Source organism: Streptomyces callyspongiae (genome assembly GCF_047200695.1).
Taxonomy (GTDB): domain Bacteria; phylum Actinomycetota; class Actinomycetes; order Streptomycetales; family Streptomycetaceae; genus Streptomyces.
In genome coordinates, this window is sequence record NZ_JBJZOM010000017.1 from 44424 (window position 1) to 69780 (window position 25357).

The following is a 25357-nucleotide window of genomic DNA, read 5'->3' on the forward strand; positions in this document are numbered from 1 at the left end:
CCCTGAGGTCGTGCACGCTCAAGACCCCGGTGGGACGCGACGGGCCGCCCGGATCCGGGCGGCGGCGCTCGTCCTGCTCTGGGTGCATCTGCTCACGGTCGGCTGGCTGACGCTGCGGCCGCGGTCGGTGCCGTGGGTATCCCCCTCGAACCTGCGGCCCTTCGCGACGATCCAGGCCGATCTGGCCGCAGGGCCCCTGGAGGCGATGCAGAGCATCGGGGGCGGTCTGCTGCTGCTGGCTCCCGTAGGGGTGCTGTTCCCGCTGGCCACCGGACGGCTGCACCGTCCGCCCGTCTCCACCGCGCTGCGCACCGTGTCGGCCGGCGTACTGTTCTCGCTGGGGTGTGCGGGGCTGCGGAGTGTGGCCCCCGGCGCGGTCGTCACCCTGGACGCGGTGATGCTGAACGCCGCGGGCATCGCCCTCGCACACCTGGTGCTCTACCTCCCGCTGCGGTCGCGCCTGCTGGGCGGGGACCGACACCGGAAGGACCCCCGGCTCGATCTGCGGGAGGAGGGAATGCGGGGTCGAACCCCGAGAAGCTCCCGGGTCGGGGTCGCCCCGTAGCGTGAGGCGCTCCGGCCGATGCGCTCCTACGGTGAAAGCGACGGCTCGCGGCAGCGAACGCCGTCACCGGGAACCTTCGCAGATGGGAGCCGCCTCATGACCGCACTCACCCGCCCCCGCGACAACCGCATGATCGCCGGGGTGTGTTCCGGGCTCGCCCGCCGCTTCGGCATCTCGCCGACGACGATGCGGGTGATCTTCGTCGTCTCCTGTCTGCTGCCGGGGCCGCAGTTCCTGATCTACCTGGCGCTGTGGATCCTGCTGCCGAACGCCGAGCGCGAGCCGTCCTGGTGACGGGCGCGCGCCCGGCGCCGGCGCAGCGGGTGCCGGGCTCAGCCCAGCGGGAGGCCGCCTCCCAGCGGAAGGCCCTGGGTGGGCAGACCGCCGCCGACCGCGTCGGTGACGGTGTCCGTCGGCAGGCCGTTCCCCGCGAGCTGTCCGGCGATCGGCAGGCCGCCGAGCAGCTTCTGCGGGGCAGCGCCGTCGTCGCCCTCGGCCGCGGCGACGTCCTCCGCCATGCTGGGCGCGACGGCCTCGTCCTGGCTGGTCGGCATCCTGCCGACCGAGTCGCCGCCACCGGTCGCCTCCTGCACCGGCGGGGCCGCCAGCAACTGCTTGGAGGCCGTCTCCACCGTCGTCCCGGCATCGGCCGCCGAGGCGGCTCCGGCGCCGGAAGCGGCGAAGGCGGCGCCGAGCGCGGTGACGCCGAGAGTCTTGAGGGTTCCGTGCTTCATGAGTGGCCACGTCCTGTAGCTGGGGGACTTCGAGCGGTGCGGCGAACGTAGCCACGCCCGTGGATCACCCGCAAACAGGGAGCCGCCGCTCCCCCGGGGCGTGTCGGCCCCGGGAGGAACGGCGGGGAAAGTCCACCGGAAGTACCCGGTCGCACGGGCGGAACCCCTGGTCGGAGCGGTTCACCTCGCGGCGTCGTGGAACAACCACTCCGACTTCAGCTCGGCGTAACCCGGCTTGATCACCTCGTTGATCATGGCGAGACGTTCATCGAAAGGGATGAACGCGGACTTCATCGCGTTGACGGTGAACCACTGCATGTCGTCGAGGGTGTAGCGGAACGTGTCCACCAGGTGCGCGAACTCCCGGCTCATGGTGGTGCCGCTCATCAGGCGGTTGTCGGTGTTCACCGTGGCCCGGAAGTGGAGCTTCCGCAGCAGTCCGATGGGGTGCTCCGCGTAGGAGGCGGCGGCACCGGTCTGCAGGTTCGAGGAGGGGCACAGCTCCAACGGGACGCGCTTGTCGCGCACGTACGACGCCAGGCGTCCCAGCTTCACGGTGCCGTGGTCGTCGACCTGGATGTCGTCGATGATGCGGACGCCGTGGCCGAGCCGGTCCGCACCGCACCACTGCAGGGCCTGCCAGATGGAGGGCAGGCCGAAGGCCTCACCGGCGTGGATGGTGAAGTGGTTGTTCTCCCGCTTGAGGAACTCGAAGGCGTCGAGGTGACGGGTCGGCGGGTGGCCCGCCTCGGCTCCTGCGATGTCGAAGCCGACGACACCGAGGTCGCGGTAGCGGTTGGCCAGCTCCGCGATCTCCAACGCGCGGGCCGCGTGCCGCATCGCGGTCAGCAGCGCACCGATCCGGATGCGCCGCCCGGCCTCGCGGGCGCGCCGCTCGCCCTCGCGGAAGCCCTCGTTGACGGCCTCCACGACCTCCTCCAGGGTCAGGCCGCCCTCCAGGTGCTGCTCCGGCGCGTAGCGCACCTCCGCGTAGACGACGCCGTCCGCGGCGAGGTCCTCGGCGCACTCGGCGGCGACCCGGGTGAGCGCCTCACGGGTCTGCATCACGGCACAGGTGTGGGAGAAGGTCTCCAGGTACCGCTCCAGGGAGCCGGAGTCGGCGGCCTCCCGGAACCAGGCGTCGAGCCGCTCGGCGTCCTCGGACTCCGGCAGCCCCTCGTAACCGGTCTCACGGGCGAGCTCGATGACGGTCGCCGCGCGCAGCCCGCCGTCGAGGTGGTCGTGCAGCAGAACCTTGGGCGCCCTGCGGATCTGCTCCGCTGTCGGAATGGTGAGGGGTGTCTCGCTCGTCATTTTCGTACTCTAGCCCCTACGCGCGTAGACCGCTATGCCCGCCCGTGAAGTGCGAACGACCGGTGCAGAGGTGCTCCACTTGGCGGCCCGCCGCGGCCCGTTCTGCAAGGGTGGGGCCATGACTCAGCACGCGTCGCCCAGCCGAGTGCCGCGCAGAGAAGCGAAGTTGGGCCGGCCGATGGGCGAGAGCCGCTCGGTCGGCGGGGTCGTCCTGCTGCTGCCCGGCGGGACCGCCCACAGCACGCGCCGCCCCTCGCCGGTAGCGGCCGCAGCGATGCTCCCACTGGCCCGGAGGTTCGCCCGCACCGGCCGCGACGCCGCACTCGTCGCCCACGTCGTCCGCTACCGCTATCGGGGGTGGAACGGCTCGGCCGCGCACCCCGCGGCGGACGCGGAGTGGGCGGTCGCGGAGATCGTCCGCCGCTACGGCGACGTACCGGTGTGCCTGGCGGGCAGCGACGTGGGCGGGCGGGCCGCCCTGCGCGCCGCGGGCTGCCCCGCCGTCACCTCGGTACTCGCCCTCGCGCCCTGGCTGCCGGAAGCCGAGGAGGAACCGGTACGCCAACTCGTCGGCCGCAGCGTGCTGCTGGTGCACGGCACCGACGACGCGCACAGCGACCCCGAACTGTCCTTCCGGCTGGCGGAACGCGCCAAGAAGGTGAACGCCGACGTCTCCCGCTTCGAAGTGCACACCGACGGGCACGCCCTCTACCACCACCGCCACGAAGTGGCTGCTCTCGCCGAGGACTTCGTCCTCGGCACACTCTGCGAGGACGACTTCAGCCGCCCCCTCACCGACGCGATGGCCGCCCCGCCGCCGCTCGGCCTGCGGATGCCGCTGGCCACCGGGTTCGGCCGCTCGTTGCGGCGCTGAAACTCACGCCAGCAGAGTGCCGCGGCGCCCGAGCAGGAACCGCTTGAAAGCCTCCACCGGCGGAGTCAGCGGCCGGTCGGGCCACGCGAGACCGATCTCGCGCACCGCCCGCGGTGCCGCGACGGCGAGTTCGTGCACCCCGGGCCGCGGACTCACCGAGGGCGGCAGCAGCGCCACCCCCAGCCCGGCCGCCACCAGGCCCCGGATGGTCTCGGCCTCCTCCCCCTCGAAGGCGATGCGCGGCTGGAACCCCGCCTGCTCGCAGAGCGCTTCGAGGATGCGCCGCATGCCGTACCCGGGCTCGAGGGTCACGAACGACTCCTGGGCCACCTCCACCAGCCGGACGCGCTTGCGCACCGCCAGACGGTGGTCGTCCGGCACGACCAGCCGGAGCCGCTGCTCGTCCAGCCGCCGCGCCACCAGCCCGCGCGGGGCGAGCTCGGCGGCATCCGGGATGGGCGAGATCAGGCAGAGGTCGAGCCCGCCCTCCGCGAGCCGTTCCAGCATGGCCGCCCCGTAGTTCTGCACCAGGGCGAAGCGGACGCGCGGATGCTCGGCGCGGAAGGCCCTGATCAGGCTCGGCACCGTCTCCCACCCCAGGGTGTGCAGGAACCCGAACGCCACCTTCCCCGTGGCCGGATCGGCGTCGGACCGTACCGACTCCGCCGCCTGCTCGACGGCGGCGAGCGCACGCTCGGCGGAGGCGAGGAACGTGCGGCCCGCGGGCGTGAGCACCACGGTACGGCCGCGCCGCGCGAACAGGGCGACGCCGAGGTCCTCCTCCAGACGCGCCAGCCCCCGGCTCAGGGTGGACTGCGGCACGCCGAGCTCCTGCGCGGCACGGGTGACGTGCTCGTGACGGGCGACCGCGGCGAACTGGGCGAGCCGCGGCGTCAGCGCGAGCCCCCAACCGTCCGCGGGACCGGATGTCACGGATGTCACCCTTCTGTCTTCTCCGTTGCGAGACGATGACACGACCCGACCTCACCTGTGTTGATGCATTGCTGGATGAATACTGGCACCTCTGTGCATTGGACGCATGAACCGGGCCGCCGTACGTTCGAGGCATGCCTTCTGCTGATACCAGGGCGTCCACCGCGGGTGTGGGCGCCTCGTCCCCGCATGCCGCCGATCCCGACGCCGACAAATACCGGCCGGGCGACGCCGGTTACCGCCGGCTGAGCCTCGCCCTCTTCGCCGCGGGACTCGTCGCCTTCGGCCTCCTCTACTCCACCCAGGCGCTGCTCCCGGCCCTCTCCGACGACCTCGGCGCCGGCGCCGGCGCGACCAGCTGGACGGTCTCCGGCGCGACCGCCGGACTCGCCCTCGCGGTCCTGCCGCTGAGCGCGCTCTCGGAGCGCTTCGGCCGGCGCCGGACAATGACCCTCTCCCTCACGGCGGCCGTCGCCCTCGCTCTGCTCATGCCGCTGGCGCCGTCGCTCGGCACACTGATCGCGCTCCGCGTCGCACAGGGCGTCGCCCTCGCGGGCGTGCCGGCCTCGGCAATGGCCTTCCTCTCCGAGGAGGTGCGTGCCCGCGCGCTGGTGGGCGCCGTCGGAGTGTTCATCGCCGGCAACAGCATCGGAGGCATGTCCGGCCGCATCCTCACCGGCTGGATCACCCAGCTCTGGGGCTGGCGCGAAGCCCTGGCCGTGCTGGGAGCCACCAGCCTGCTCGCCACGGTCGCCTACGCCGTGCTGGCGCCGAGGGCGCGGCACTTCACGCCCTCGCCGGTGAGCCCGCGGGCACTCGTACGGACGGTGCGCACCCACCTCTCGAACCCGCTGCTGGCCCGGCTCTACGTGATCGGGCTGCTGTTCATGACCGTGTTCGGCGCGGTCTACACGGTGATCGGCTACCGGCTGGTGGGCGAGGAGTTCGGCCTCTCGCAGGGCCTGGTCGGCTCGATCTTCGTGATCTACCTGGTCGGCACCGTCTCCTCCGCCACCTCCGGGCACCTGCACGCACGCCTCGGCCGCCGCAGCACCCTGTACGTCGCGATCACCACCACGATGGCCGGCCTGCTGCTCTCCCTGGCGGACAACCTTCTCGCCGTCGTGGCCGGGCTGGTGCTGATCACTGCGGGCTTCTTCGCCGGGCACGCGGTGGCGTCCGGCGCCGTGAGCCACACGGCCACCGAAGGACGCGCCCAGGCGTCGGCGCTGTATCAGATGGCGTACTACCTGGGCAGTTCGGCCGGCGGCACGGTCGGCGCGCTGGCATACCACGCGGGCGGCTGGCCGGCGACGGTCGCCTTCACACTGTGCGCCCTGCTGGGGGCGGCCGGAACCACCCTCTACGCCACCCGGCGCGCGGTGCTGGCCCGTCGCGCCGCGCCGGTCGCGGCCTGACCCGCCCGGACGGGCCCCGCGGCAGAGCGCCGGGGCTCATCCCCGGGGCACACCGGCCTCCGGCGCACCGTAGAGCGTTGCGGTGGGGCTGCCGGAGTGCCACGGGCCGAGAAGGAGGTAGGGCTCGACCCCCGCGTGTGCACAACCGCGGTACGTGCCGACACGGTCGTGGTCGGCATTGCTCTGCGAGGTGATCTCCACGACGAGCTTCGCCTCTCCATGCGCCGAACGGGGCCGGTGGCGGTCCACCGACCCCGTTCACCCGAACGCGACGTCCCCGGGTCAGGCGATGCGCTCCAGCACCACCGACGCCGATACGTCGACGGCCGTGTCGCCGATCCCGAAACCGCCCGCCAGCGCCTCGTGCGCGGCGGCGAACCGCTCCGGCTCGTCGGTGTGCAGCGTCATCAGGGGCGCCCCGGCCACGACCGGGTCCCCGGGCTTGGCGTGCAGCTCGATACCGGCGCCGGCCTGCACCGGGTCCTCCTTGCGCGCGCGGCCCGCGCCGAGGCTCCAGGAGGCGACGCCGACCGCGTAGGCGTCCAGCGAGGTGAGCACACCGCTCGCGGGAGCGGTCACGACCTGCTGTTCGCGGGCGACGGGCAGCCGGGCATCCGGATCGCCGCCCTGCGCGGCGATCATGCGCCGCCACACGTCCATCGCGGAGCCGTCGGCCAGTGCCTTCGCCGGGTCGGCATCGGGCAGCCCGGCCGCGGTGAGCATCTCGCGCGCCAGGGCCACGGTCAGCTCGACCACGTCGGCGGGCCCGCCACCGGCGAGCACCTCCACCGATTCGCGCACCTCCAGCGCGTTGCCGACGGTGCGTCCCAGCGGCGTGGACATGTCGGTGAGCAGCGCCGCGGTACGCACGCCGTGGTCCGTGCCGAGGCCCACCATGGTCGTGGCGAGCTCGCGGGCGTCCTGGAGGTTCTTCATGAACGCGCCGGAGCCGACCTTGACGTCCAGGACCAGGGAGCCGGTGCCCTCCGCGATCTTCTTGCTCATGATGGAGCTGGCGATCAGCGGGATCGCCTCGACCGTTCCGGTGACGTCGCGGAGGGCGTAGAGCTTCTTGTCGGCGGGGGCGAGGCCGTCGCCCGCGGCGCACACCACGGCGCCCGCGGAGTCGAGGATGCCGAGCATCTCGTCGTTGCTGAGCGAGGCCCGCCATCCGGGGATGGACTCCAGTTTGTCCAGCGTGCCGCCGGTGTGTCCGAGGCCCCGGCCGGACAGCTGCGGCACGGCGGCGCCGCAGGCGGCCACCAGCGGGGCGAGCGGCAGGGTGATCTTGTCGCCGACCCCGCCCGTGGAGTGCTTGTCGGCGGTGGGCCGGGAGAGGGAGGAGAAGTCCATCCGCTCGCCGGAGGCGATCATCGCCGCCGTCCAGCGGGCGATCTCCTCACGGTTCATCCCGTTGAGCAGAATCGCCATGGCCAGCGCCGACATCTGCTCGTCGGCGACGTCGCCGCGGGTGTAGGCGTCGATGACCCAGTCGATCTGGGTGTCGCTCAGCGGGTTTCCGTCGCGCTTGGTCCGGATGACGGAGATGGCGTCCATGTGTTCCTTCGCAGGATCGCGGGGGTGGTTCGGGCGGGCCCGTCAGCGTTCTTGCAGGTCGTGCGGCCCGAAGGCGTCCGGCAGCAGCTCCGCGAGCGTCCGTGTGCCGCGGGGCGTGTCGAGCAGCAGTTCCGGGCCGCCGTGCTCCCAGAGGAGCTGGCGGCAGCGGCCGCAGGGCATGAGCTGCGTGCCGTTCCGGTCGCAGCAGGTGAACGCGGTCAGCCTGCCGCCGCCGGTGGCGACCAGTTCGGACACCAGACCGCACTCGGCGCACAGGGCCACGCCGTACGCCGCGTTCTCCACGTTGCAGCCGACGACGGTCCGTCCGTCGTCGACCAGCGCCGCCGCGCCGACCGGGAAACCCGAGTAGGGGGCGTAGGCCCGGGACATGGTGTCCCGGGCCCGCGTCCGCAGGGTCTCCCAGTCGACGCCGGCGACGGCGGAGGGGTCGGCCGTCACGTGCCCTGGCCCTTCCGGTACGACTTGCCGATCGTCTTCGGTACCCGCAGCCGCTGCGTGGCCAGGCACAGCACCAGCAATGTGGTGATGTAGGGGCTGGCCTCGACCAGTTCCCGCGGCACGGTCTCCGTCACGGCGTACCAGAGGGCGACGAGCACGCCGAAGACGCCGGCCACCGCCGCGGAGGTGCGGGCGCCCTTGGAGAGCTTCCACAGGGCGTAGCCGACGAGGAGCACCGCGAAGACCAGCAGCAGGGCGTGGATGGTGGGTCCGCCGCCGCGGAGCTGGGTGCCGTCCATGAAGCCGAAGATACCCGCGCCCATGGCGACACCGCCCGGACGCCAGTTGCCGAAGATCATCGTGGCGAGGCCGATGTAGCCGCGACCACCCGTCTGGCCCTCCTGGTAGTAGTGCACGTAGAGCGCGAGGAAGGAGCCGCCGAGACCGGCGAGCGCCCCGGAGACCGTGACCGCCGCGTACTTGTAGAGGTAGACGTTCACGCCCAGGGACTCGGCGGCGACCGGGTTCTCGCCGCAGGAGCGCAGGCGGAGGCCGAAGGACGACCTCCACAGCACGTAGAAGGTCAGGACGAACAGTCCGGCCGCGAGGACGGTCACCCAGGAGACGTCGTCCACTCCGGCGCGGGCGATGCCGGCCGCGTCCGAGACGAAGAAGATGTCCTGACTCTCCAGCGACCGGAGCCAGTCGGCCAGGCCGGGCACCGTGAAGGTGGAGATGTCCGCGATCTTGGGTGACTGGCGGTCGTTGCCGCCGAGGGCGGCGGCCTCGCTGCCGGGGGCGGCGAACCAGATCTTCGCGAGGAACTGGGTGAGTCCCAGGGCCAGGATGTTGACCGCGACGCCGGAGACGATGTGGTCCACCCCGAAGGTGACGGTCGCGAGGGCGTGGATGAGGCCGCCCAGTGCCCCGCCGAGCATGCCGGCGACGACGGCGGCCCAGGGGCCGTACTGCCAGCCGATCCATCCGGCGGCGAACGTGCCCATCACCATCATGCCTTCGAGGCCGATGTTGATGATGCCGGCGCGTTCGGACCAGAGGCCGCCGAGACCGGCGAGACCGATCGGCACGGCCCAGCTCAGGGCGGTGGAGTACACGCCGTAGCTGGTGATGCTGTCGACCCCGGTGACCAGGCGCAGTCCCGAGAGCAGGAACAGTCCGGCGGCGACGATCAGCAGGATCCGGGGCCAGGAGAGCCTGCGGCTCTCGGGGCGCTTGCTGCCGCCTTCGGTCAGTGCCTGGGAGACCTTGGCGGAGAGGTTCGTGCTCACGCGGACACCTCCGCCTTGTTGTTCTTCGCTGCCTGCTTGGCGAGCTGTTCGCCGACCGTGCGCTGCTGCCGCCGGAGGCCGTAGCGCCGGACGAGCTCGTAGGCGATGACGACGCAGAGGACGATGACGCCCTTCATGACCTCGACGGTCTCCTGCGCGTAGTCCTCGAGCTGGATGTAGGCCCCGGTGCGGTCGAGGAAACCCCACAGCAGAGCGGCGAACGCCATGCCGACCGCGTTGTTGCGGCCGAGCAGGGCGAGTGCGATGCCGGTGAAGCCGATGCCGGTCGGGAAGTCGTTGCCGTAGTTGTAGGCGTCGCCGAGCAGGATCGGCATGCCGACCAGGCCGGCGGCGGCGCCGGAGAGCACCATCGAAGTGACGACCATCCGCTTCACGCTGACGCCGCTGGCCTCGGCCGCGGTCTCCGAGCCGCCGACGGCGCGGAGGTCGAAGCCGAACCGGGTGCGGTTGAGCATGAACCAGTAGCCGAAGCCGACGAGGGCGGCGATCAGGATGAAGCCGTTGATCTCGTCCGGCGCCGTCGGCAGGAAGAAGAAGTGGCTGGACGCCGGGATGTCCGGCGTGTGGAAGATGTTGCCGTCCTTCTCCGCCAGCCGGCCTTCCTGGAGGAAGTAGCCGATCAGCGATGCGGCGATGAAGTTCAGCATGATCGTGGTGATGACCTCGCTGACGCCACGGGTCACCTTGAGGAAGCCGGCGATGCCGGACCAGAAGGCGCCCACCACGACGGCGATCAGCATGATCAGCGGAATCTGCACCACGCCGGGCAGCGTCAGCGCGCCGCCCACGACCGCCGCGAAGAACGCGGCGATGCGGTACTGGCCGTCCACACCGATGTTGAACAGGTTCATCCGGAAGCCGATGGCGACGGCCAGTGCGGACAGGTAGTACGGGATCGACTTGTTGATGATCCAGACCTGGCTGTCGCTCTTGGAGCCGTAGTCCAGCATCAGCGCGTACGCGCCGAACGGGTCCTGGCCGGTCGCGAGGATGATCAGCGAGGTGATGACGAGGGCCGCGACGAGCGCCAGCACCGGGGCGGCGAGGCCGAGCAGCAGCCGGTTCTTGTCGATCTTGAGGGACTTCATCGGTGCTCGCCCCCCTCGGCGCTCCGGTCCTCCGTGTGCTCGAGGTGGCCGCTGGCGGCGCCGGTCATGGCGGAGCCCAACTCCTCAGGGGTGATCGTCGCGGGGTCCGCGTCCGCCACAAGACGGCCGCGGTACATCACCCGCAGGGTGTCGGAGAGCCCGATCAGTTCGTCGAGGTCGGCGGAGATCAGCAGCACCGCCAGCCCTTCGCGACGGGCCTCCCGGATCTGGTCCCAGATCTGCGCCTGCGCGCCCACGTCCACACCACGGGTGGGGTGTGCCGCGATGAGCAGCTTGGGATCGTGACTCATCTCGCGGCCGACGATCAGCTTCTGCTGGTTGCCGCCGGAGAGGCTGGCCGCCGTCACCTCGATGCCGGGGGTGCGGACGTCGTACTCGCGGACGATGCGCTCGGTGTCGGTGCGGGCGGCCTTGATGTCGAGGACGCCGAGGGCGCCGCCGCGGGTGTTGGGCGGCTCGGTGACGTGGCCGAGCATGCGGTTCTCCCACAGCGGGGAGTTCAGCAGCAGGCCGTGGCGGTGGCGGTCCTCGGGGATGTAGCCGATCCCGCCCTCGCGACGCACCCGGGTGGGGCGGTGCGATATGTCGGCGCCGTCGAGGGTGACCGTGCCGCCGTCCGGGTCGCGCAGGCCCATGATGGCCTCGACCAGTTCGGCCTGGCCGTTGCCCTCGACCCCGGCGACACCGAGCACCTCGCCCTTGTGGATGGTGAAGGAGATGCCGTCCAGCACCGCGCGGACGCTGCCGTCCGAGTCGGTGGCCGACAGGTGGAGCGTGTCGACGTCCAGCATCTTCGTCGTGGTGACGGTGGACTCCCGGGTCTCCGGGGAGGGCAGTTCGCTGCCGACCATCAGCTCGGCGAGCTGCTTGGGCGTGGTCTCGTCCGGGTGCACGGAGGCGACCGTGGTGCCGCGCCGGATGACGGTGATGTCGTCGGCGACGGACAGCACCTCGCCCAGCTTGTGGGAGATGAAGATGACGGTGAGGCCCTCGGCCTTGAGTTCACGCAGGTTGTCGAAGAGCGCGTCGACCTCCTGCGGCACGAGGACGGCCGTCGGCTCGTCGAGGATCAGGGTCCGGGCTCCGCGGTAGAGGACCTTGAGGATCTCCACCCGCTGCCGGTCGGCGACGCCGAGCTCCTCCATGAGTACGTCCGGGCGGATCCCGAGGCCGTACGCGTCGGAGAGCTCCATGATCCTGCGGCGGGCCCGTCCCGCGATGCCGTGGAGTTTCTCGGCGCCGAGGACGACGTTCTCCTGGACGGTGAGGTTGTCCGCCAGCATGAAGTGCTGGTGCACCATGCCGATACCGCGCGCGATGGCATCGGCGGGGGTACGGAAGGCCACCTTGTTGCCGTCGATGGTGACGGTGCCCTCGTCCGGCGCCTGCATGCCGTAGAGGATCTTCATCAGTGTGGACTTGCCGGCGCCGTTCTCCCCGACGAGAGCGTGCACGGTGCCGCGGTGGACGGTGATGTCGATGTCGTGGTTGGCCACGACACCCGGGAACCGTTTGGTGATGCCGTGGAGCTCTACGGCAGGTGCGCTGTCTGCCGGCGGGCTGCTGCTGGACGCTTTGATGACGCACTCTCCTCGGGGGGACCTGACGAAGGAGTGAAGCAATGGGCAGAGGTGACGCTATCGCGTGACCGGCGCGCTACGCGCGTAGCGTCCGGACCGAGAACGGGGCCCGGTACGGAGAACGGTGCAGCGCGCTCCGTACCGGGCCCCCCGCGTCGGCGGGCCCGTTACTTCTCGGGGGTGTCGCTGACCTCGACCTCACCGCTGACGATCTGCTCCTGGGCCTTCTCGACCTCGGGCATGACGTCGTCGATGAAGCCGCCGGACGTGGCGAGCGAGACGCCGTCCTTCTTCAGCGTGTAGGCGTTGACGCCGGTGAGGGGCTTGCCGTCCTCGACGCTCTTGATGAGGTCGAAGACCGCGACGTCGACGTTCTTCACGACCGAGGTCATGATGACGTCCTTGTACTCGGCCAGACCCGGCTGCTCGTACTGGTCGGAGTCGACACCGATCGCCCAGGCGTCACCGTGGTCGTGGATGGCCTCGATGGAGCCCGCGCCGGACTGGCCGGCGGCGCTGTAGATGATGTCGATGTCGCGGTCCAGCATCCCCTTCGCCTTCTCCTTGGCGGCGGCGGGGTCGTTGAAGCCCTTGTCGTTGTTCGGGTACAGGTACTCGGAGGTGACCTTGACCTTCTTGTCGGTCGCCTCGACACCCTGCTCGAAGCCGGCCTGGAACTTCTGGATGAGCGCGTTGTTCACGCCGCCGATGAAGCCGACCTTGCCGGTCTTGCTCTTCAGGGCGGCGGCGACACCGGCGAGGTAGGAACCCTCGTGCTCGGAGAAGACCATGCTGTCGACGTTCTTCGCCTCGACGACGGAGTCGACCAGGCCGAAGGTGGTGTCCGGGAACTCCTTGGCGACCTTCTCGATGGACTTGCCGTAGCTGAAGCCCACACCGATGACCGGGTTGTAGCCCTTCTGGGCCAGGTTGGTGAGCCGCTGCTCGCGGTCCGCCTCGGTCTCGTTGTTGCTCGCCGTGAGCATCTCGACATCGACGCCGAGTTCCTTCTTGGCCTTGTCGGCGCCGCGCGCGGCGGACTCGTTGAAGGAGTGGTCGTCGCGACCACCGACGTCGAAGGCGAGTCCGACGCCCATGTCCTTGCCCTGATTGGCTTCGGTGGAGCTCTCGCCGCAGGCGGTGGCCGTCAGAGCGAGGACCGCGGTGGCGCTGACCGCGGCTGCAAGCTTGGATACCCGACGCAAGAGGACGTTCCCTTCGTCAAACGGAAGCGCCTCTTCCCGGCGCTGGATGTTCCGGCTCAGATTAACGCGCGTAGATGTGGGGTAAAGAGGGGGTCGACCGCCGTTATCGGATCGGTGTCTGGCGGGGCCGCCGAGGCCGCTCTCCGCAAGCGCCGCGCCCGGCTCCCACGGGGCGCGCGCGGCGCAGCATCGCAGGTCGGAGAGCTAGAAGTGCTTTCCGGCGCTCAGCAAGGCCGCTGCGGTGAACATCTCCACACCCACGGTGACGGCGCTCTCGTCGGCGTCGAAGTTCCCCTGGTGCAGGTCGCGCGCGACGTGGTCCCCCGGCCGCCGCACGCCGAGACGGGCCATGGCTCCCGGGACCTCCTCCAGGTACCAGGAGAAGTCCTCGCCGCCGAGGCTCTGCTCGGTGGTCTCCACTGCCTGTTCCCCGCCGCGGGCGACCATCGCGTCCCGCAGCAGCTGCGTACTGACCGGCTCGTTGACCACGGGCGGCACGCCGCGCACGTAGTCGACGGTGGACTTCGCGCGGTGCAGCGTCGCGATCTCGTCGATGGCGGCGTGCACGAGATCGGGGGCGCCGCGCCAGGCGGGCAGGTCCAGGCAGCGGACCGTGGCGGAGAGCCGGGCCTCCTGCGGAATGACGTTGCAGGCGTGGCCGGACTCGATCCGCCCCCAGGTGAGCGCCAGTCCGGAGCGGGTGTCGGCGCGGCGGGCCAGCAGCGCGGGAACCTCGGTGACGAGCTTGGCCGCCGCGGTCACCAGGTCGGTCGTGAGGTGGGGCCTGGCCGTGTGGCCGCCCGGCCCCGACAGCGAGACCTCCAGCCGGTCGCACGCGGAGGTGATGGGGCCGGTGCGCAGACCGATCCTCCCCGCGTCCACACGGGGATCGCAGTGCACGGCGATGATCCGGCCGACACCCTCCAGCACACCGCAGTCCATGGCGTCGGTGGCGCCGCCGGGCAGCACCTCCTCCGCGGGCTGGAAGAGGAGCCGCACCGGGCGGGGCAGCAGGTCGCGCCGGGCCAGCTCCGCGAGCACCAGGCCGGCGCCCAGCACCACGGTGGTGTGCATGTCGTGGCCGCAGGCGTGGGCACGGTCGGCGATCGTCGAGCGGTAGGGGACGTTCTTGGTGTCGGGGATGGGGAGCGCGTCGATGTCGGCGCGGATGGCCAGTGCGTCGCCGCCGACCTCTCCCCCGATGTCGCACACCAGGCCCGTCCCGACGGACAGCACGCGGGGCTCGAGCCCGGCTTCCTCCAGGCGCGCCTTGATCGCAGCGGTGGTGCGGAACTCCTGGTGCCCGAGCTCGGGGTGCATGTGGAGATCGCGGCGGAAGGCCACGAGCTCCTTGCGCAGACTCTCCGAGAGCGTGCCGGGCAGTGCGGACATACCGGAGGCTGCCGCCTCCGGCCCCGGGGACAGGAGTTGGTTCATGTCCGGAGCGTAGGCCCACCGGGGGCCCGACCGACAATCGATCCAAAGAATTTCATCCCGATCGGGGACGCGGAACTACGCTGCGCGGGGGTTGGGCACACGCTCGGTGGGGTATGCATGCGCGTTTGCCCGGTTCTCTCCTGACGTCAGTAGTGATACCGCGCCTGGACGATGATCAACTCGTCCCCCTTGGCCCGGTACACCAGCCGATGCTCCTCATCGATCCTCCGCGACCAGTACCCGCTCAGATCTCCCTTGAGAGGTTCGGGCTTTCCGATGCCCGCGAAGGGGTCGCGCCTGCTGTCCTCGATGAGCCGGTTGACCCGCTTCACCATGCGCCGATCGGTCTCGACCCAGTGCACGCAGTCTTCCCAGCCTTGTTCCGTGAACACGGTCTTCACTCGCCCTCGTCCACCTCGATCAGCTCACGGGGCTCGAGGTTTCCCCGCTCTGCCTCCGCGGCGGTTCCGCGGCCGTCAGGGGGTGCCGGGCAGGCGGGTGACGGTCCGGGCGGTGGCGGTGATGCCGGAGAGGAAGCCCTGGGCACGCGGCGAGGCGCCCTCCGTCAGCCATGCGGGGTCGATGTCGCAGACGGCGACCTCGACGCCGGTGCCGCGCAGTGCGAGCGGCAGGGTGTGCACGACGGTCGAGGGGAAGCTGAGGATCCTCCGGCCGATGGGTCCGCGGCGCGCGACCAGCTCCAGGGGCAGGTCGGGGCGGACGATCTCCAGGCCGGTGGCGCTCGTGAGCCGGTGGAGCTTGTCGGGGCTCTCACGCCGGTGCGCGAAGTAGCGGGTGGCGCGGTGCGCGGCGGCGAGTTCCGCGACGGCGGCCAGGTAGCGGTCGAGGTCGACGACGCCGGTCTCCACCAGGGAGGTGCCGATCAGGTCGGTGCCGGAGGTGAACCGGGGCGGGCCGAAGCGGGCGCGGGTCCAGGCGAAGTCGTTGGTCAGGGCCCGCAGACCGAGCGCGGTCGACGCCTCCTCCACCGGCATGGAGCTGAAGATGTCCACCCGGCGGCCGGCGGACGGGGTGAGGCTCCGCCGGGCCCGGCCCGAGACGGGCGCGAACAGCTTCGCCGCCGCGCCGCCGCTGCCGGTGCGGTGCCAGCGGGTGAGCCGGTCGCCGCGGGCGAGTTGCGCGACGAACTCCATCGTGGCGGTGCCGTCGTCGACCACCACCACCGAACGGGCGGAGGTGAGCGCCAGGAGCAGCTGCACGTAGCGGGAGAACGGGTCGCCGACCACGACCCGGGGTATGCGGCGCAGCGGCACGGACAGCCGTCCGACCGTCCGCAGGGGTGCGGCGCCGCCGCGGGCCTCGGTCCATTCGACGGTGTGGCCCTCGTCGCGGGCGAGTTCGGCCATGCGACGGAGTTGGCCGCGCGTCATCGGATCGTGCGGCGGGAGCACCACGAGGGTCAGCCACGCGACGTCGTCCGGGCCGGCCGTCCCCGTTGCCGCGGCTGCCCCGGCTGTTTCGGAGTGGGCCCATTCGAGGACGTTGAGCATTTGGACGGGACTCTCGACGAACGCCAGCGTGGGCGCGGGGCCACCCCCGGCCGGCCCGGCCGCGGGGGCCGGGTCGGGTTCGGGGGCGGGTGCGTGCCGTCTCAACGCCGTCGGCCGATCAGACCGCGGCGGGCTCGCGGTCGGTCTGCTCCTCGGTCTCGGCGACGACGCCCTTGACGCGGCGGAGCTTCTTCATGGGAGCGAGCTCGCTGTCGTACACCTTCTTCACGCCGTCACCGAGGGAGTCCTCGATGGTGCGGATGTCGCGGACGAGGCGCTGCAGACCGCCCGGCTCGACCGAAGCGGCCTGGTCGGAGCCCCACATGGCACGGTCGAGGGTGATGTGCCGCTCGACGAAGGCGGCACCGAGGGCGACGGCGGCGAGCGAGGTCTGCAGCCCCGTCTCGTGGCCGCTGTAGCCGATCGGGACGTTGGGGTACTCGGCCTGCAGGGTGTGGATCATCCGCAGGTTGAGCTCCTCGGCCTTCGCCGGGTACGTCGACGTGGCGTGGCACAGCACGATGTTCTCGCTGCCGAGCACCTCCACCGCGTGGCGGATCTGCTTCGGGGTGGACATGCCGGTGGAGAGGATGACCGTGCGGCCGGTGGCGCGCAGCGCGCGCAGCAGGTCGTCGTCGGTCAGCGACGCGGAGGCCACCTTGTGGGCGGGGACGTCGAACTTCTCGAGGAAGTCGACGGCCTCGGTGTCCCACGGCGAGGCGAACCAGTGCACGCCCTTCTTCCTGCAGTACTCGTCGATGGCGCGGTAGCCGTCCTCGTCGAACTCCACGCGGTGGCGGTAGTCGATGTAGGTCATGCGGCCCCAGGGGGTGTCGCGCTCGATGTCCCACTGGTCGCGAGGGGTGCAGATCTCCGGCGTGCGCTTCTGGAACTTCACGGCGTCGCAGCCGGCGTCGGCCGCCGCGTCGATGAGGGCGAACGCGTTCTCCAGGTCGCCGTTGTGGTTGATCCCGATCTCACCGGTGACGTAGACGGGCCGGCCGGGGCCGACGGTCTTGTCGCCGAGAGTCCGGAGGCGGTTCTGCGAAGTCATGTGAGGGGTCTTTCTGTGAGAGGGGATCTGTTACAGGGAGGGGCCGAGGACCCACGAGGCGATCTCGCGGATCGCGCCCGCGCCTCCCGGCGCGGTGGTGACCGCCCGGGCGGCACCGCGTACGACGTCGTGGGCGTTCGCTACGGCGACGGGCCAGCCGACGAGGCCGAAGCAGCCCAGGTCGTTGACGTCGTTTCCGACGTAGAGCACGCGCTCCGGCGCGACACCCTGTTCCTCGCACCACTGCTGGAGGGCGAGGTGCTTCCGGTCGATGCCGTGCAGCACGGGGACCTGGAGCTTCCGGGCCCGTGCGGCGACGACCGGGTTCTTCTCCGTGGACAGGACCAGCACCCGCAGCGCGTCGCGGCGGAGCGCTGCGATGCCGAGGCCGTCGCCGCGGTGCACGGCGACCAACTCCCGTCCTTCGGAATCGATCAGCACCCTGTCGTCGGTCTGGGTGCCGTCGAAGTCGAGTACGACCGCGTCGATGTCCTCGCGGCGTGGGGTGGTCCGCGCCGGCTCGGGGGCCGCGGCTTCCTGGTCGAGCAGCGGCGCGAGGGCGCGGGCGCGGGCCAGGTCGTGCGGGTCGTCGATCTCCAGGACCCGCGCGGGGTCGGTGGGGACGAGGTCGGTGCGGCCGAAGAAGCGGTGTCCGGCCTTGCGGAAGCCTGCGACGTCCATGGCGTAGGCAGCGCCGGTCTCCAGGTGCTCCTGCGGCCTGTCCTGCCGCCGCGGCCGGACGCTCCTGTCGTGGTTGACGCCGTGGCCGTCGGCCACCGCGGCGTCGGCCGCGCGCCACACGAATCCGTGGAACGGTGCCACGGTGAGCGCGCTGTCCGCGCCGCCCTCCGTCACGGCGGCGGCGACGCCCTGCACGTCCTCGGCAGTGAGGAACGGGCTGGTGCACTGCACGAGCAGCACCGCGTCGACGGTCGCGGCGTGGCGGGCCTCGTGGGCGTCGAGGGCGTGCAGCACGGCGGCTTCGCTGGTGGCGACGTCACCGGCGAGGTCCGCGGGCCGGTCGACGACCTCGGCGCCGGCGGCGCGGGCGGCGGCGGCGATCTCGGCGTCGTCGGTGGAGACGGCGACATCGGTGACGAGTGCGGCGCCGCGGCAGGCACGGACCGCGCGGGCGACGAGGGACACGCCGCCGACCTCGGCGAGGTTCTTCCCGGGGACGCCCTTGGAGCCGCCGCGGGCGGGCACGACGGCGAGGACGCGTCGGACGCCGGAGGACGGTGCCGGCTCGGCTGCCGGCTGGGCTTCGGCCATGGTGGCGCTTCCCTTCGTGGCCTGTGCGGCCGGTTCGGTCGGTTCGGTCGGTTCGGCGGGGGTGCGGCCGTCGTGCGCCGCGCGGCTCGGCGGCGTGCTCACAGGCCCCCCATCCGCCGGACGACGGGTGCGACGCGCTGCACGCCGTGCCGGTACGCGCCGCGAGCGGCCTCGCGCAGGGCGCGGCGCAGGGCGGCGCGTACGCCGGAGGTGTCCTCGGCGTCCGGGGCGGCGCCGGGCTGCGGGCTGCCGTCGGGCCGGAAGCCGTAGCGGGCGAGGATGCCGGGCAGGTAGCCGGGGGCGGTGGTGGGTGTGTAGTAGGGCGAGGGCGGCGGGAGCGTCTCCGCCGCGACGAGGTCGGCGAGGCGTGCGCGCGCGTCGTCGAACGCGGTCCCGAAGGTGCCGTCGGCGCGGACGCCCTGCCGGGCGGTCCACTCCGGGTCGGCCTTCGGCAGGTGCCCGGCGTCCAGTTCGTCCCAGGAGGCGAGGCAGCCGGAGCCGAGGAAGTAGTGGTTGCCGAGCGCTTCCCGCACGCCGAGGTCGGTGAGCACGGCGGTGGGAATGGACCGGTGCAGGGATTCCAGGGCGGCGGTGGAGCTGACGGTCACCAGCAGGTCGGTGCGTTCCAGTACCTCGCCCATGTGGCCGTACACCAGGCGGCAGTTGTCGGGGAGGCCGCCGGGCAGCCGGGCGGCGAGGCGCTGGTAGGGCTGCTCCTCGATGTGGGTGGTGTGCTCGCCCGGCTTGCTGCGGAGCTTGACCAGCACTTCGCGCTCCGGGTGGGCGCGGGCGTGTTCGGCGGCGCGCCGCAGCAGGTAGGCACGGTCTCCGCGGCGGTCGGGGACCGAGGGCTGGACCGCGAAGGTGACGGTGAAGGGGCCGGGTTCGGCGGGCGCGGGGGCCGGTCCGTGCGGGGTGTCACCGGGTGTGCCGGCGAGGAAGGGGAGCGCGCATTCGACGACTGCGGACGGGTCGGCGCCGGCGCCCTTGTAGGTCGCGCGAAAACGTTCCGCGTCGTGGCGGGAGTTGGCGAGCACGAGGTCGGCGCCGTGGCGGAGCAGCAGGCCGTCGGCGAGCTTCTCGTAGACGATCCCGACGTAGCCCGTGACCGTCACGGGCCGGCGCGCGCCGGTGGATCCCTCGGCGGCACGCGCCAACCCGTGCAGCATCGCCTGAACGGCTCCACCCACACAGGCGAGCACCACCGCGTCGTATTCCCCCTTCCCGGCGGAGCACACGAACTCCGCACCGGTCACCTCGTGCAGCGCGTCGACCTCGACACCGACCTCGGCGAGCTGGCGGGGGGTCGGCGTCGCACGGCCGCGCAGCAGCAGTCCGTCGATGCGGGCCCGCGGCGCGATGCGGCGCGCGGTGAGCGCGCCCCATTTCCAGCGCGTGTCCGAATCGGCGAGTACCGCGACCCGCTGCACGGGCGGGGAAGAAGGATTACGGGATGGCACGTGACAGACGTTAGGAAGCGATTCCGATTCGCAGTCCAACACCGGTGCAACACCCGGTGAACAGAAAGCCGCTGAAAGGTCGACCCTCGCGGGGTGCGCACCGGTTCACCGTTCCGACGCCCGGAATTCACCCGGGCGTGGGATACACGTCAAGACGCCCGTTGGGGCGGCGTCTACCGTCTGGTGAGTGGTCAAGCTCTCCGTCATCGTGCCGTTCTTCAATGTGCAGTCCTATGCCCCGGAAACCCTCAGAAGTCTCCGCGACAACGCGCGCGATGATTTCGAGTTCCTTCTGGTCGACGACTGCTCCACCGATGCGACCGAGGAAATCCTCCGGCGCGCGGAGCGGGAAATTCCGGGTGCCGTCCGGATCCGGCACGAGAGAAACGGTGGTCTGGCCACGGCGCGCAACACCGGCCTGGACGCGGCGCGCGGCCGGTACCTGACCTTCCTCGACGGCGACGACTGGCTGGCTCCCGGCTACTACGAGCAGTTGGTGGACGCGATCGAGACGCTGGACTGCGACTTCCTGCGCACCGACCACGTGCAGTGCACGGCGCGGTCGCGTTCGCTGGTGCGCGTGCCGCACGGTCGCCGCGGCGAGGTGATGGATCCGCGCCGGGCGATCCTGCCCGCCGAACGCTCCACGTCGGTGGACTATCCGTACGCCTGGGCGGGGGTCTACCACCGGCGGCTGCTGGACGAGGGTCTGTTGCGGTTCACCGACGGGCTGCGGACGGCCGAGGACCGGCCGTGGATCTGGCGGCTGCACCGCGAGGCGAAGTCGTTCGCCGTCGTCGGCCTGCTCGGCGTCTTCTACCGGCGCGGTGTCGCCTCCTCGCTGACGCAGATCGGGGACGTGCGGCAGCTGGACTTCATCCGCGCCTTCGACGAGGTGCTGGAGGAGACGGCGGAGGACCCCGAGGCCGACCGGCTGCTGCCGAAGGCGGTACGCACCTACTGCGCGATCGTCTCCCACCACCTGAGCAGCGACCGGTTCGAGCCGCACGTGGCCCGCGAGTTGCGCCGCAGGAGCGCGTCGGCGCTGCGGCGCATGCCCACGGACGTGCTGAACACCGTGCTGGAATCGATGGATGCGCAGCGCGCGGCGCGGCTGCGGCGGCTGCGGCGGCGGCCTGTGAACAACGGGAGGGCTGCGGCCTGATGCGTACCCAGATCTTCTTCGCCTCGACGCTGTACGGGGCTGCCACGCTGGCCGCGGCACTGGACGCGGGATGTTTCGCGCCCGCGGACCGGCGGCTGCTGCTGGTCAGCAACAACGCAGGCAATCCGGAGACCACGCCGTCGCTGGACCGGATGCCCGGTTTCGCGCCGCTGCGGAGCCGCTTCGACGCGGTCGTGTCGTGGAACGACGCGATCCGGCCGTTCCATCCTGGGGGCTGGTCGCCGCGTGCCGACGACGCCCCGCTGTGGGAGCGGCACCTGCGGCTGCTGTGGGGGCTGGGCGAGGAGCAGCGCGACGGCGTGGAGCTGGTGCTGGAGTCGATCCAGGTCAACCCGGCACTCGCGGTGGCCCGGATGTTCCCCGACGCCCCGATCCACGTGTACGCGGACGGACTGATGAGCTACGGGCCGACGCGCAGCAAGCTGGACCCGCTCGTCGGCTCCCGGGTGCGGCGGCTGCTGCACCTGGACCTGCTGCCGGGCCTGCGACCGCTGCTTCTCACCGAGTTCGACGTCGAGTCGCAGGTGGTGCCCGACGCGGCGTTCGGCGCGGTACTGAAGGAGTTGGCGGCCGAGGTGCCGGACGCGGCGGGAGAGGCTGCCGCCGCGCCGGACGCGGGCCGGCCGGCGCTGCTGCTCGGCCAGTACATGGCGGCGCTCGGCATCCTCACCGACGAGGAGGAGGAGCAGCTGCACCTGCGGATGCTGCGGGGAGCGGCCGCGCTCGGGCACCGGACCGTCGTCTTCAAGCCGCACCCTGTGGCACCGGCCCGCTATGCGCGGGGGCTGGAGACGGAGGCGGAGAAGCTCGGCGTCCGGCTGCGGGTCCTGCAGTCCCCGGTGCTGGCGGAGGTGCTGTACCAGCAGCTTCGGCCGCAACTCGTGGTCGGCTGCTTCTCGACGGCGCTGCTGACGGCGGCTCGCTTCTTCGGTCTTCCGGTGGCCCGTACCGGCACGGATCTGCTGCTGGAGCGGCTGGCACCGTACGAGAACAGCAACCGGGTGCCCGTGACCCTGGTCGACGCGGCGCTTCCGGACGTGGATGTCCCGGAGGCGGTGCGGGACTGGTCCATGCCCGGCGAGGAGCGGGTCGCCGGAGAGCTGACGGACCTGGTGCGGGCCGTGGGGTACTGCATGCAGGCGCAGCTGTATCCGGGGCTGCGGCGGGAGGTCGAGCAGTATCTGTCGACGGCTGCCGGTGCCGGGACCCGTCGCTACTTCAAACGGCGCCGCCTGATGTCGCTGGCTCTGCCGGGCGGTGTGCCCGCCCGGCTGGCGTTCCTGCCGCGGAACGCGTTGGCGCGCCGTGTGGTGCGCCGGGGGCGGGCGGTGAAGCGGACGGTCAGGCGCGTTGCGGTGCGCTGACTTCGCGGCGGTGGTGCCTGCGGTCGTCCGCGGGCACCACCGCCGGTGTGCCTTGCTAGGCGCCGGGGGCCGCCCCGGCGTTCCGCAGCGCGCGGACGGCCCGGTCCCGGAGTTCCTCCGGGGGCATGCTCACGCACAGGGCGGTGCCGGGCTCGTCGGGGTCCAGCGGTTCCAGTGCGGCGAACTGCGAGTCCAGGAGGGCGCCGGGCATGAAGTGGTCGCGGCGCTGCGCGAGCCGGTCGGCGACGAGTGCGCGGTCGCCGGTGAGGTGGACGAAGTAGAGGCCGGGGGCGGCGGCCCGCAGCCGGTCGCGGTACGCGCGTTTGAGCGCGGAACAGCTGACGACGCCCTGCAGGCCCTCCCCGCTCTGCGTCCTGGTCCGGGCCCACGCGCCGATCGCGTCGAGCCAGGGGGCCCGGTCGGCGTCGTCGAGCGGCGAGCCGGCGCTCATCTTGGCGATGTTGGCAGGCGGGTGGAACGCATCGGCCTCCGCGTAGGGGACGCCGAGGCGGTCGGCGAGCAGCGAGCCGACGGTGGACTTGCCGGTGCCGGCCACGCCCATGACGACCACGACTCGTGGTGCGGACATCAGTACCTCGCTGTTCCGGGTGCCGGCGCCGGCCGGGTCCACAGGTGCGACGTCATCGGGACACGTCGGCTTAATGTCATACATATTTTCTCCGGAGCCCCCGTAGTGTGAGGGCATGGACAATCAGCGGCAGGGGCTGCACGCGAAGGTGCTGGCCACCCTCGGACCGGCCATCACCGGGGGCGACTATCCCCCGGGGAGCGTGCTTCGAACCGACGAGCTGGAGCGGCGCTTCGAGGTCTCCCGGACGGTGATGCGGGAGGCGATCCGCGTACTGGAGTCCATGCATCTGGTGCAGTCGCGGCGCCGGGTGGGCGTCACCGTCCTTCCCGGCGAGGCCTGGGACGTGTTCGACCCGCAGGTGATCACCTGGCGTCTGCAGGGCGCCGACAAGGGCCGCCAGTTGCGGTCGCTGACCATGCTGCGGTCCGCGGTGGAGCCCGCGGCGGCGCGGCTCGCGGCGCAGTTCGCCACCCCCGAGGAGTGCGCGGAGCTGACCGAACAGGCCATGGGCATGGTGGCCACCTCCCGGGGCCAGCAGTTGGAGGGCTACCTGGTGCACGACATCGCCTTCCACCGCGTGGTGCTGCGGGCCTCGCGGAACGAGATGTTCGCCCGGCTCGGCGACGTGGTGGCGGCGGTGCTCACCGGCCGGACCGAGCACGACGTGATGTTCACCGATCCCGACCCCGCTGCCGTGACACTGCACGTGCAGGTGGCGGAGGCCGTGCGCACCGGGGACGCGCGGCAGGCCGAGGAACTGACCAAGGAGATCACCCTCGGCGCGATGGCCGAGCTGGAGGTCCTGGCGCCGTGACGGACCGGGCCGCCCCGAAGGGGAGGGGGCGGCCCGGGGTCGCAGGGTGCGGGCGTCAGACGACGACCCAGAGCCCGAGGGAGATGACGAAGGCCGAGAGGCCGAGCGTCGTCTCCATGACCGTCCAGCTCTTCAGGGTGGTCTTCTCGTCCATCCCGAAGAAACGGCTGACCAGCCAGAAGCCCGAGTCGTTGACGTGCGACAGGACCGTGGCCCCGGCAGCGATCGCGACCACGAGCAGCCCGATCTGGAAGTCGCCCAGCTGCGCCTGGTGCACCGAACTCGCGATGAGGCCGCCGGTGGTGGTGAGCGCGACGGTGGCGGAGCCCTGCGCGACACGCAGCAGCGTCGCGATCACGAACGCCTGGAGGATCAGCGAGAAACCGAGGTCGGACAGCGAGGAGCTGAGGGCGTCGCCGATGCCGCTGAGTTCCAGCACGCCGCCGAACATCCCGCCGGCGCCGGTGATGAGGATGATCGCGCAGATCGGTGCCAGTGCCTCGTCGACGATGGTCCGGACCCGGGCCATCGAGGTGCGGGGCCTGCCGAGGAGCAGGATCGCCGCGACCACGGTGATCAGCAGGGCGACGGGGGTGTAGCCGAGCAGGCCGAGGAAGGCGGCGAAGCCCGTGTCGGGGTCGAGCCCGCCCGCGACGCCCACGGCGTTCAGGACGGTGTCGAAGGAGATGAGCACCAGCGGGATGAGCAGGAGCAGCAGGACTGTGCCGAACGAGGGCGGCTCCTCGCCCAGCTGCACGGAGACACCGCCCGCGCTCTTGCCTGCCGTGCCGTCCGCGCTCCTGCCGGTGTCCTCGGCCGGAGCGTCCTCGATCCTGCGGCCGTGGGCGTCGCGCGCCTCGCCGAAGACGACGTCCGAGACGGAGACGTCGATGCGCTTCCCGAGGAAACGGGAGACCAGGTACACGCCCACGTACCAGGCGAGGACCGCGATCGGGAGACCGACGAGGAGCGTGATGCCGATGTCGCCGCCGAGCTGCTCGGTGGCGGCCACCGGGCCGGGGTGCGGCGGGACGATGGCGTGCATCGCAGCGAAGGCGCCCGCGGCCGGCAGGGCGTAGAACAGCAGCGAACCGCCGAAGCGGCGCGCGACGGTCAGCACGATCGGCAGGAACACCACCAGGCCGGCGTCGAAGAAGATCGGGAAGCCGAACAGCAGGGCGGCGATGCCGAGCGCGAGCGGTGCCCGCTTCTCGCCGAAGCGCGCGATGAGGGTGTCGGCGAGCACTTGCGCACCGCCGGTCACCTCCAGCAGCCGCCCGAGCATCACGCCGAACGCCACGAGCAGGGCGACCGAGCCGATGGTGTCGGCGAAGCCGAACATCAGCACGTCGGGGATGTCGGCGAGCGGGAAGCCGACCGCGAGGGCGGTGGCCACGCTCACGCCGACCAGGGCGACGAAGGCGTGCAGTCTCACCTTCATGATCAGGAAGAGCAGCAGCGCGACCGCGCCCGCTGCGATGAGCAGCAGCGTGGTCGTGCCGTAGACCGGCTCGATTGCTTCCATGGCGTTACTCCGTACGTCGAACTCCCAGGCGAAGGCCGAACCGGAAGTTACGCGCTAGGTACTACTTATTCAAGAGCTGGAAAT

General features: G+C 71.6%; 24 protein-coding genes and 1 pseudogene. 7 read left to right on the top strand and 18 right to left on the bottom strand.

Annotated elements, in window-relative coordinates:
• Positions 1 to 10 precede the first annotated feature (10 nt).
• Positions 11 to 565, top strand: a complete 555-nt coding sequence (locus ACL06G_RS17115; RefSeq protein WP_412787326.1) for a VanZ family protein — start codon at positions 11 to 13, stop codon at positions 563 to 565.
• A gap of 96 nt (positions 566 to 661) precedes the next feature.
• Positions 662 to 859: a PspC domain-containing protein gene (locus ACL06G_RS17120; protein ID WP_412787327.1), complete on the top strand. Its 198-nt coding sequence runs from the start codon at positions 662 to 664 to the stop codon at positions 857 to 859.
• Between the two features lie 38 nt (positions 860 to 897).
• Here ACL06G_RS17120 and ACL06G_RS17125 read toward each other — a convergent pair whose 3' ends face one another.
• Together ACL06G_RS17125 and ACL06G_RS17130 are read right to left on the bottom strand one after the other, a co-directional pair.
• On the bottom strand, positions 898 to 1299 hold the full coding sequence (locus ACL06G_RS17125; protein WP_412787328.1) for an ATP-binding protein: 402 nt from the start codon (positions 1297 to 1299) through the stop codon (positions 898 to 900).
• A 180-nt stretch (positions 1300 to 1479) separates the two neighbouring features.
• Complete coding sequence (locus tag ACL06G_RS17130; protein ID WP_412787329.1) at positions 1480 to 2613, bottom strand: adenosine deaminase; 1134 nt, start codon at positions 2611 to 2613, stop codon at positions 1480 to 1482.
• A gap of 118 nt (positions 2614 to 2731) precedes the next feature.
• Here ACL06G_RS17130 and ACL06G_RS17135 point away from each other — a divergent pair, with 118 nt between their 5' ends.
• Positions 2732 to 3487: an alpha/beta hydrolase gene (locus ACL06G_RS17135; RefSeq protein ID WP_412787330.1), complete on the top strand. Its 756-nt coding sequence runs from the start codon at positions 2732 to 2734 to the stop codon at positions 3485 to 3487.
• Between the two features lie 3 nt (positions 3488 to 3490).
• On the opposite strand, the gene ACL06G_RS17140 is transcribed toward ACL06G_RS17135, so the two are convergent.
• Complete coding sequence (locus ACL06G_RS17140; RefSeq protein WP_412787331.1) at positions 3491 to 4420, bottom strand: LysR family transcriptional regulator; 930 nt, start codon at positions 4418 to 4420, stop codon at positions 3491 to 3493.
• A 134-nt stretch (positions 4421 to 4554) separates the two neighbouring features.
• On the opposite strand from ACL06G_RS17140, the gene ACL06G_RS17145 reads away from it, so the two are divergent.
• Positions 4555 to 5838: an MFS transporter gene (locus ACL06G_RS17145; protein ID WP_412787332.1), complete on the top strand. Its 1284-nt coding sequence runs from the start codon at positions 4555 to 4557 to the stop codon at positions 5836 to 5838.
• 42 nt (positions 5839 to 5880) lie between these two features.
• Here the strand turns inward: ACL06G_RS17145 and ACL06G_RS17150 are convergent.
• The 13 genes and pseudogenes from ACL06G_RS17150 to ACL06G_RS17210 all read right to left on the bottom strand — a co-directional run.
• Positions 5881 to 6054 (bottom strand): annotated as a pseudogene (locus ACL06G_RS17150) (Uma2 family endonuclease); the annotation flags it as partial.
• Between the two features lie 66 nt (positions 6055 to 6120).
• Positions 6121 to 7395 carry a thymidine phosphorylase gene (locus ACL06G_RS17155; RefSeq protein WP_412787333.1) on the bottom strand — a complete coding sequence of 425 codons (1275 nt, stop codon included), beginning with the start codon at positions 7393 to 7395 and terminating at the stop codon, positions 6121 to 6123.
• Between the two features lie 42 nt (positions 7396 to 7437).
• Positions 7438 to 7854 carry a cytidine deaminase gene (locus ACL06G_RS17160; RefSeq protein WP_412787334.1) on the bottom strand — a complete coding sequence of 139 codons (417 nt, stop codon included), beginning with the start codon at positions 7852 to 7854 and terminating at the stop codon, positions 7438 to 7440.
• Positions 7851 to 9143, bottom strand: coding sequence for an ABC transporter permease (locus tag ACL06G_RS17165; RefSeq protein ID WP_412787335.1), 1293 nt, complete (start codon positions 9141 to 9143; stop codon positions 7851 to 7853). The genes ACL06G_RS17160 and ACL06G_RS17165 overlap by 4 nt, the downstream gene beginning before the upstream one ends.
• Positions 9140 to 10252: an ABC transporter permease gene (locus ACL06G_RS17170; protein WP_412787336.1), complete on the bottom strand. Its 1113-nt coding sequence runs from the start codon at positions 10250 to 10252 to the stop codon at positions 9140 to 9142. The genes ACL06G_RS17165 and ACL06G_RS17170 overlap by 4 nt, the downstream gene beginning before the upstream one ends.
• Positions 10249 to 11853 carry an ABC transporter ATP-binding protein gene (locus ACL06G_RS17175; protein WP_412836284.1) on the bottom strand — a complete coding sequence of 535 codons (1605 nt, stop codon included), beginning with the start codon at positions 11851 to 11853 and terminating at the stop codon, positions 10249 to 10251. Before ACL06G_RS17175 ends, ACL06G_RS17170 begins: the two co-directional genes overlap by 4 nt.
• Before the next feature lie 167 nt (positions 11854 to 12020).
• Positions 12021 to 13058, bottom strand: coding sequence for a BMP family lipoprotein (locus ACL06G_RS17180; RefSeq protein ID WP_412787337.1), 1038 nt, complete (start codon positions 13056 to 13058; stop codon positions 12021 to 12023).
• Between the two features lie 204 nt (positions 13059 to 13262).
• A complete protein-coding gene (locus ACL06G_RS17185; protein ID WP_412787338.1) occupies positions 13263 to 14495 on the bottom strand; it encodes an amidohydrolase in 1233 nt (410 codons plus the stop codon).
• Positions 14496 to 14641: 146 nt separating this feature from the next.
• Positions 14642 to 14896 (bottom strand): Txe/YoeB family addiction module toxin, encoded by a 255-nt coding sequence (locus tag ACL06G_RS17190; RefSeq protein ID WP_412787339.1) that lies wholly within the window; start codon positions 14894 to 14896, stop codon positions 14642 to 14644.
• Positions 14897 to 14971: 75 nt separating this feature from the next.
• Entirely contained in the window at positions 14972 to 16006 is a 1035-nt protein-coding gene (locus tag ACL06G_RS17195; RefSeq protein WP_412836262.1) for a hypothetical protein, read from the bottom strand.
• Between the two features lie 118 nt (positions 16007 to 16124).
• A complete protein-coding gene (locus ACL06G_RS17200; protein ID WP_412836263.1) occupies positions 16125 to 17060 on the bottom strand; it encodes an N-acetylneuraminate synthase family protein in 936 nt (311 codons plus the stop codon).
• Positions 17061 to 17090: 30 nt separating this feature from the next.
• Positions 17091 to 18332, bottom strand: a complete 1242-nt coding sequence (locus ACL06G_RS17205) for a cytidylyltransferase domain-containing protein (protein WP_412787379.1) — start codon at positions 18330 to 18332, stop codon at positions 17091 to 17093.
• A 98-nt stretch (positions 18333 to 18430) separates the two neighbouring features.
• On the bottom strand, positions 18431 to 19792 hold the full coding sequence (locus tag ACL06G_RS17210) for a DUF6716 putative glycosyltransferase (protein ID WP_412836264.1): 1362 nt from the start codon (positions 19790 to 19792) through the stop codon (positions 18431 to 18433).
• Between the two features lie 187 nt (positions 19793 to 19979).
• Here ACL06G_RS17210 and ACL06G_RS17215 point away from each other — a divergent pair, with 187 nt between their 5' ends.
• Positions 19980 to 20957 (top strand): glycosyltransferase family 2 protein, encoded by a 978-nt coding sequence (locus tag ACL06G_RS17215; RefSeq protein WP_412836265.1) that lies wholly within the window; start codon positions 19980 to 19982, stop codon positions 20955 to 20957.
• Positions 20957 to 22342, top strand: a complete 1386-nt coding sequence (locus ACL06G_RS17220; protein WP_412836266.1) for a polysialyltransferase family glycosyltransferase — start codon at positions 20957 to 20959, stop codon at positions 22340 to 22342. Before ACL06G_RS17215 ends, ACL06G_RS17220 begins: the two co-directional genes overlap by 1 nt.
• 55 nt (positions 22343 to 22397) lie before the next feature.
• Here the strand turns inward: ACL06G_RS17220 and ACL06G_RS17225 are convergent, their stop codons facing one another.
• On the bottom strand, positions 22398 to 22931 hold the full coding sequence (locus ACL06G_RS17225) for a gluconokinase (protein ID WP_412787952.1): 534 nt from the start codon (positions 22929 to 22931) through the stop codon (positions 22398 to 22400).
• A gap of 115 nt (positions 22932 to 23046) precedes the next feature.
• Here ACL06G_RS17225 and ACL06G_RS17230 point away from each other — a divergent pair, with 115 nt between their 5' ends.
• Entirely contained in the window at positions 23047 to 23748 is a 702-nt protein-coding gene (locus ACL06G_RS17230) for a FadR/GntR family transcriptional regulator (RefSeq protein WP_412787951.1), read from the top strand.
• Positions 23749 to 23803: 55 nt separating this feature from the next.
• Here the strand turns inward: ACL06G_RS17230 and ACL06G_RS17235 are convergent, their stop codons facing one another.
• Positions 23804 to 25273, bottom strand: coding sequence for a GntP family permease (locus ACL06G_RS17235; RefSeq protein ID WP_412836267.1), 1470 nt, complete (start codon positions 25271 to 25273; stop codon positions 23804 to 23806).
• Positions 25274 to 25357 lie beyond the last annotated feature (84 nt).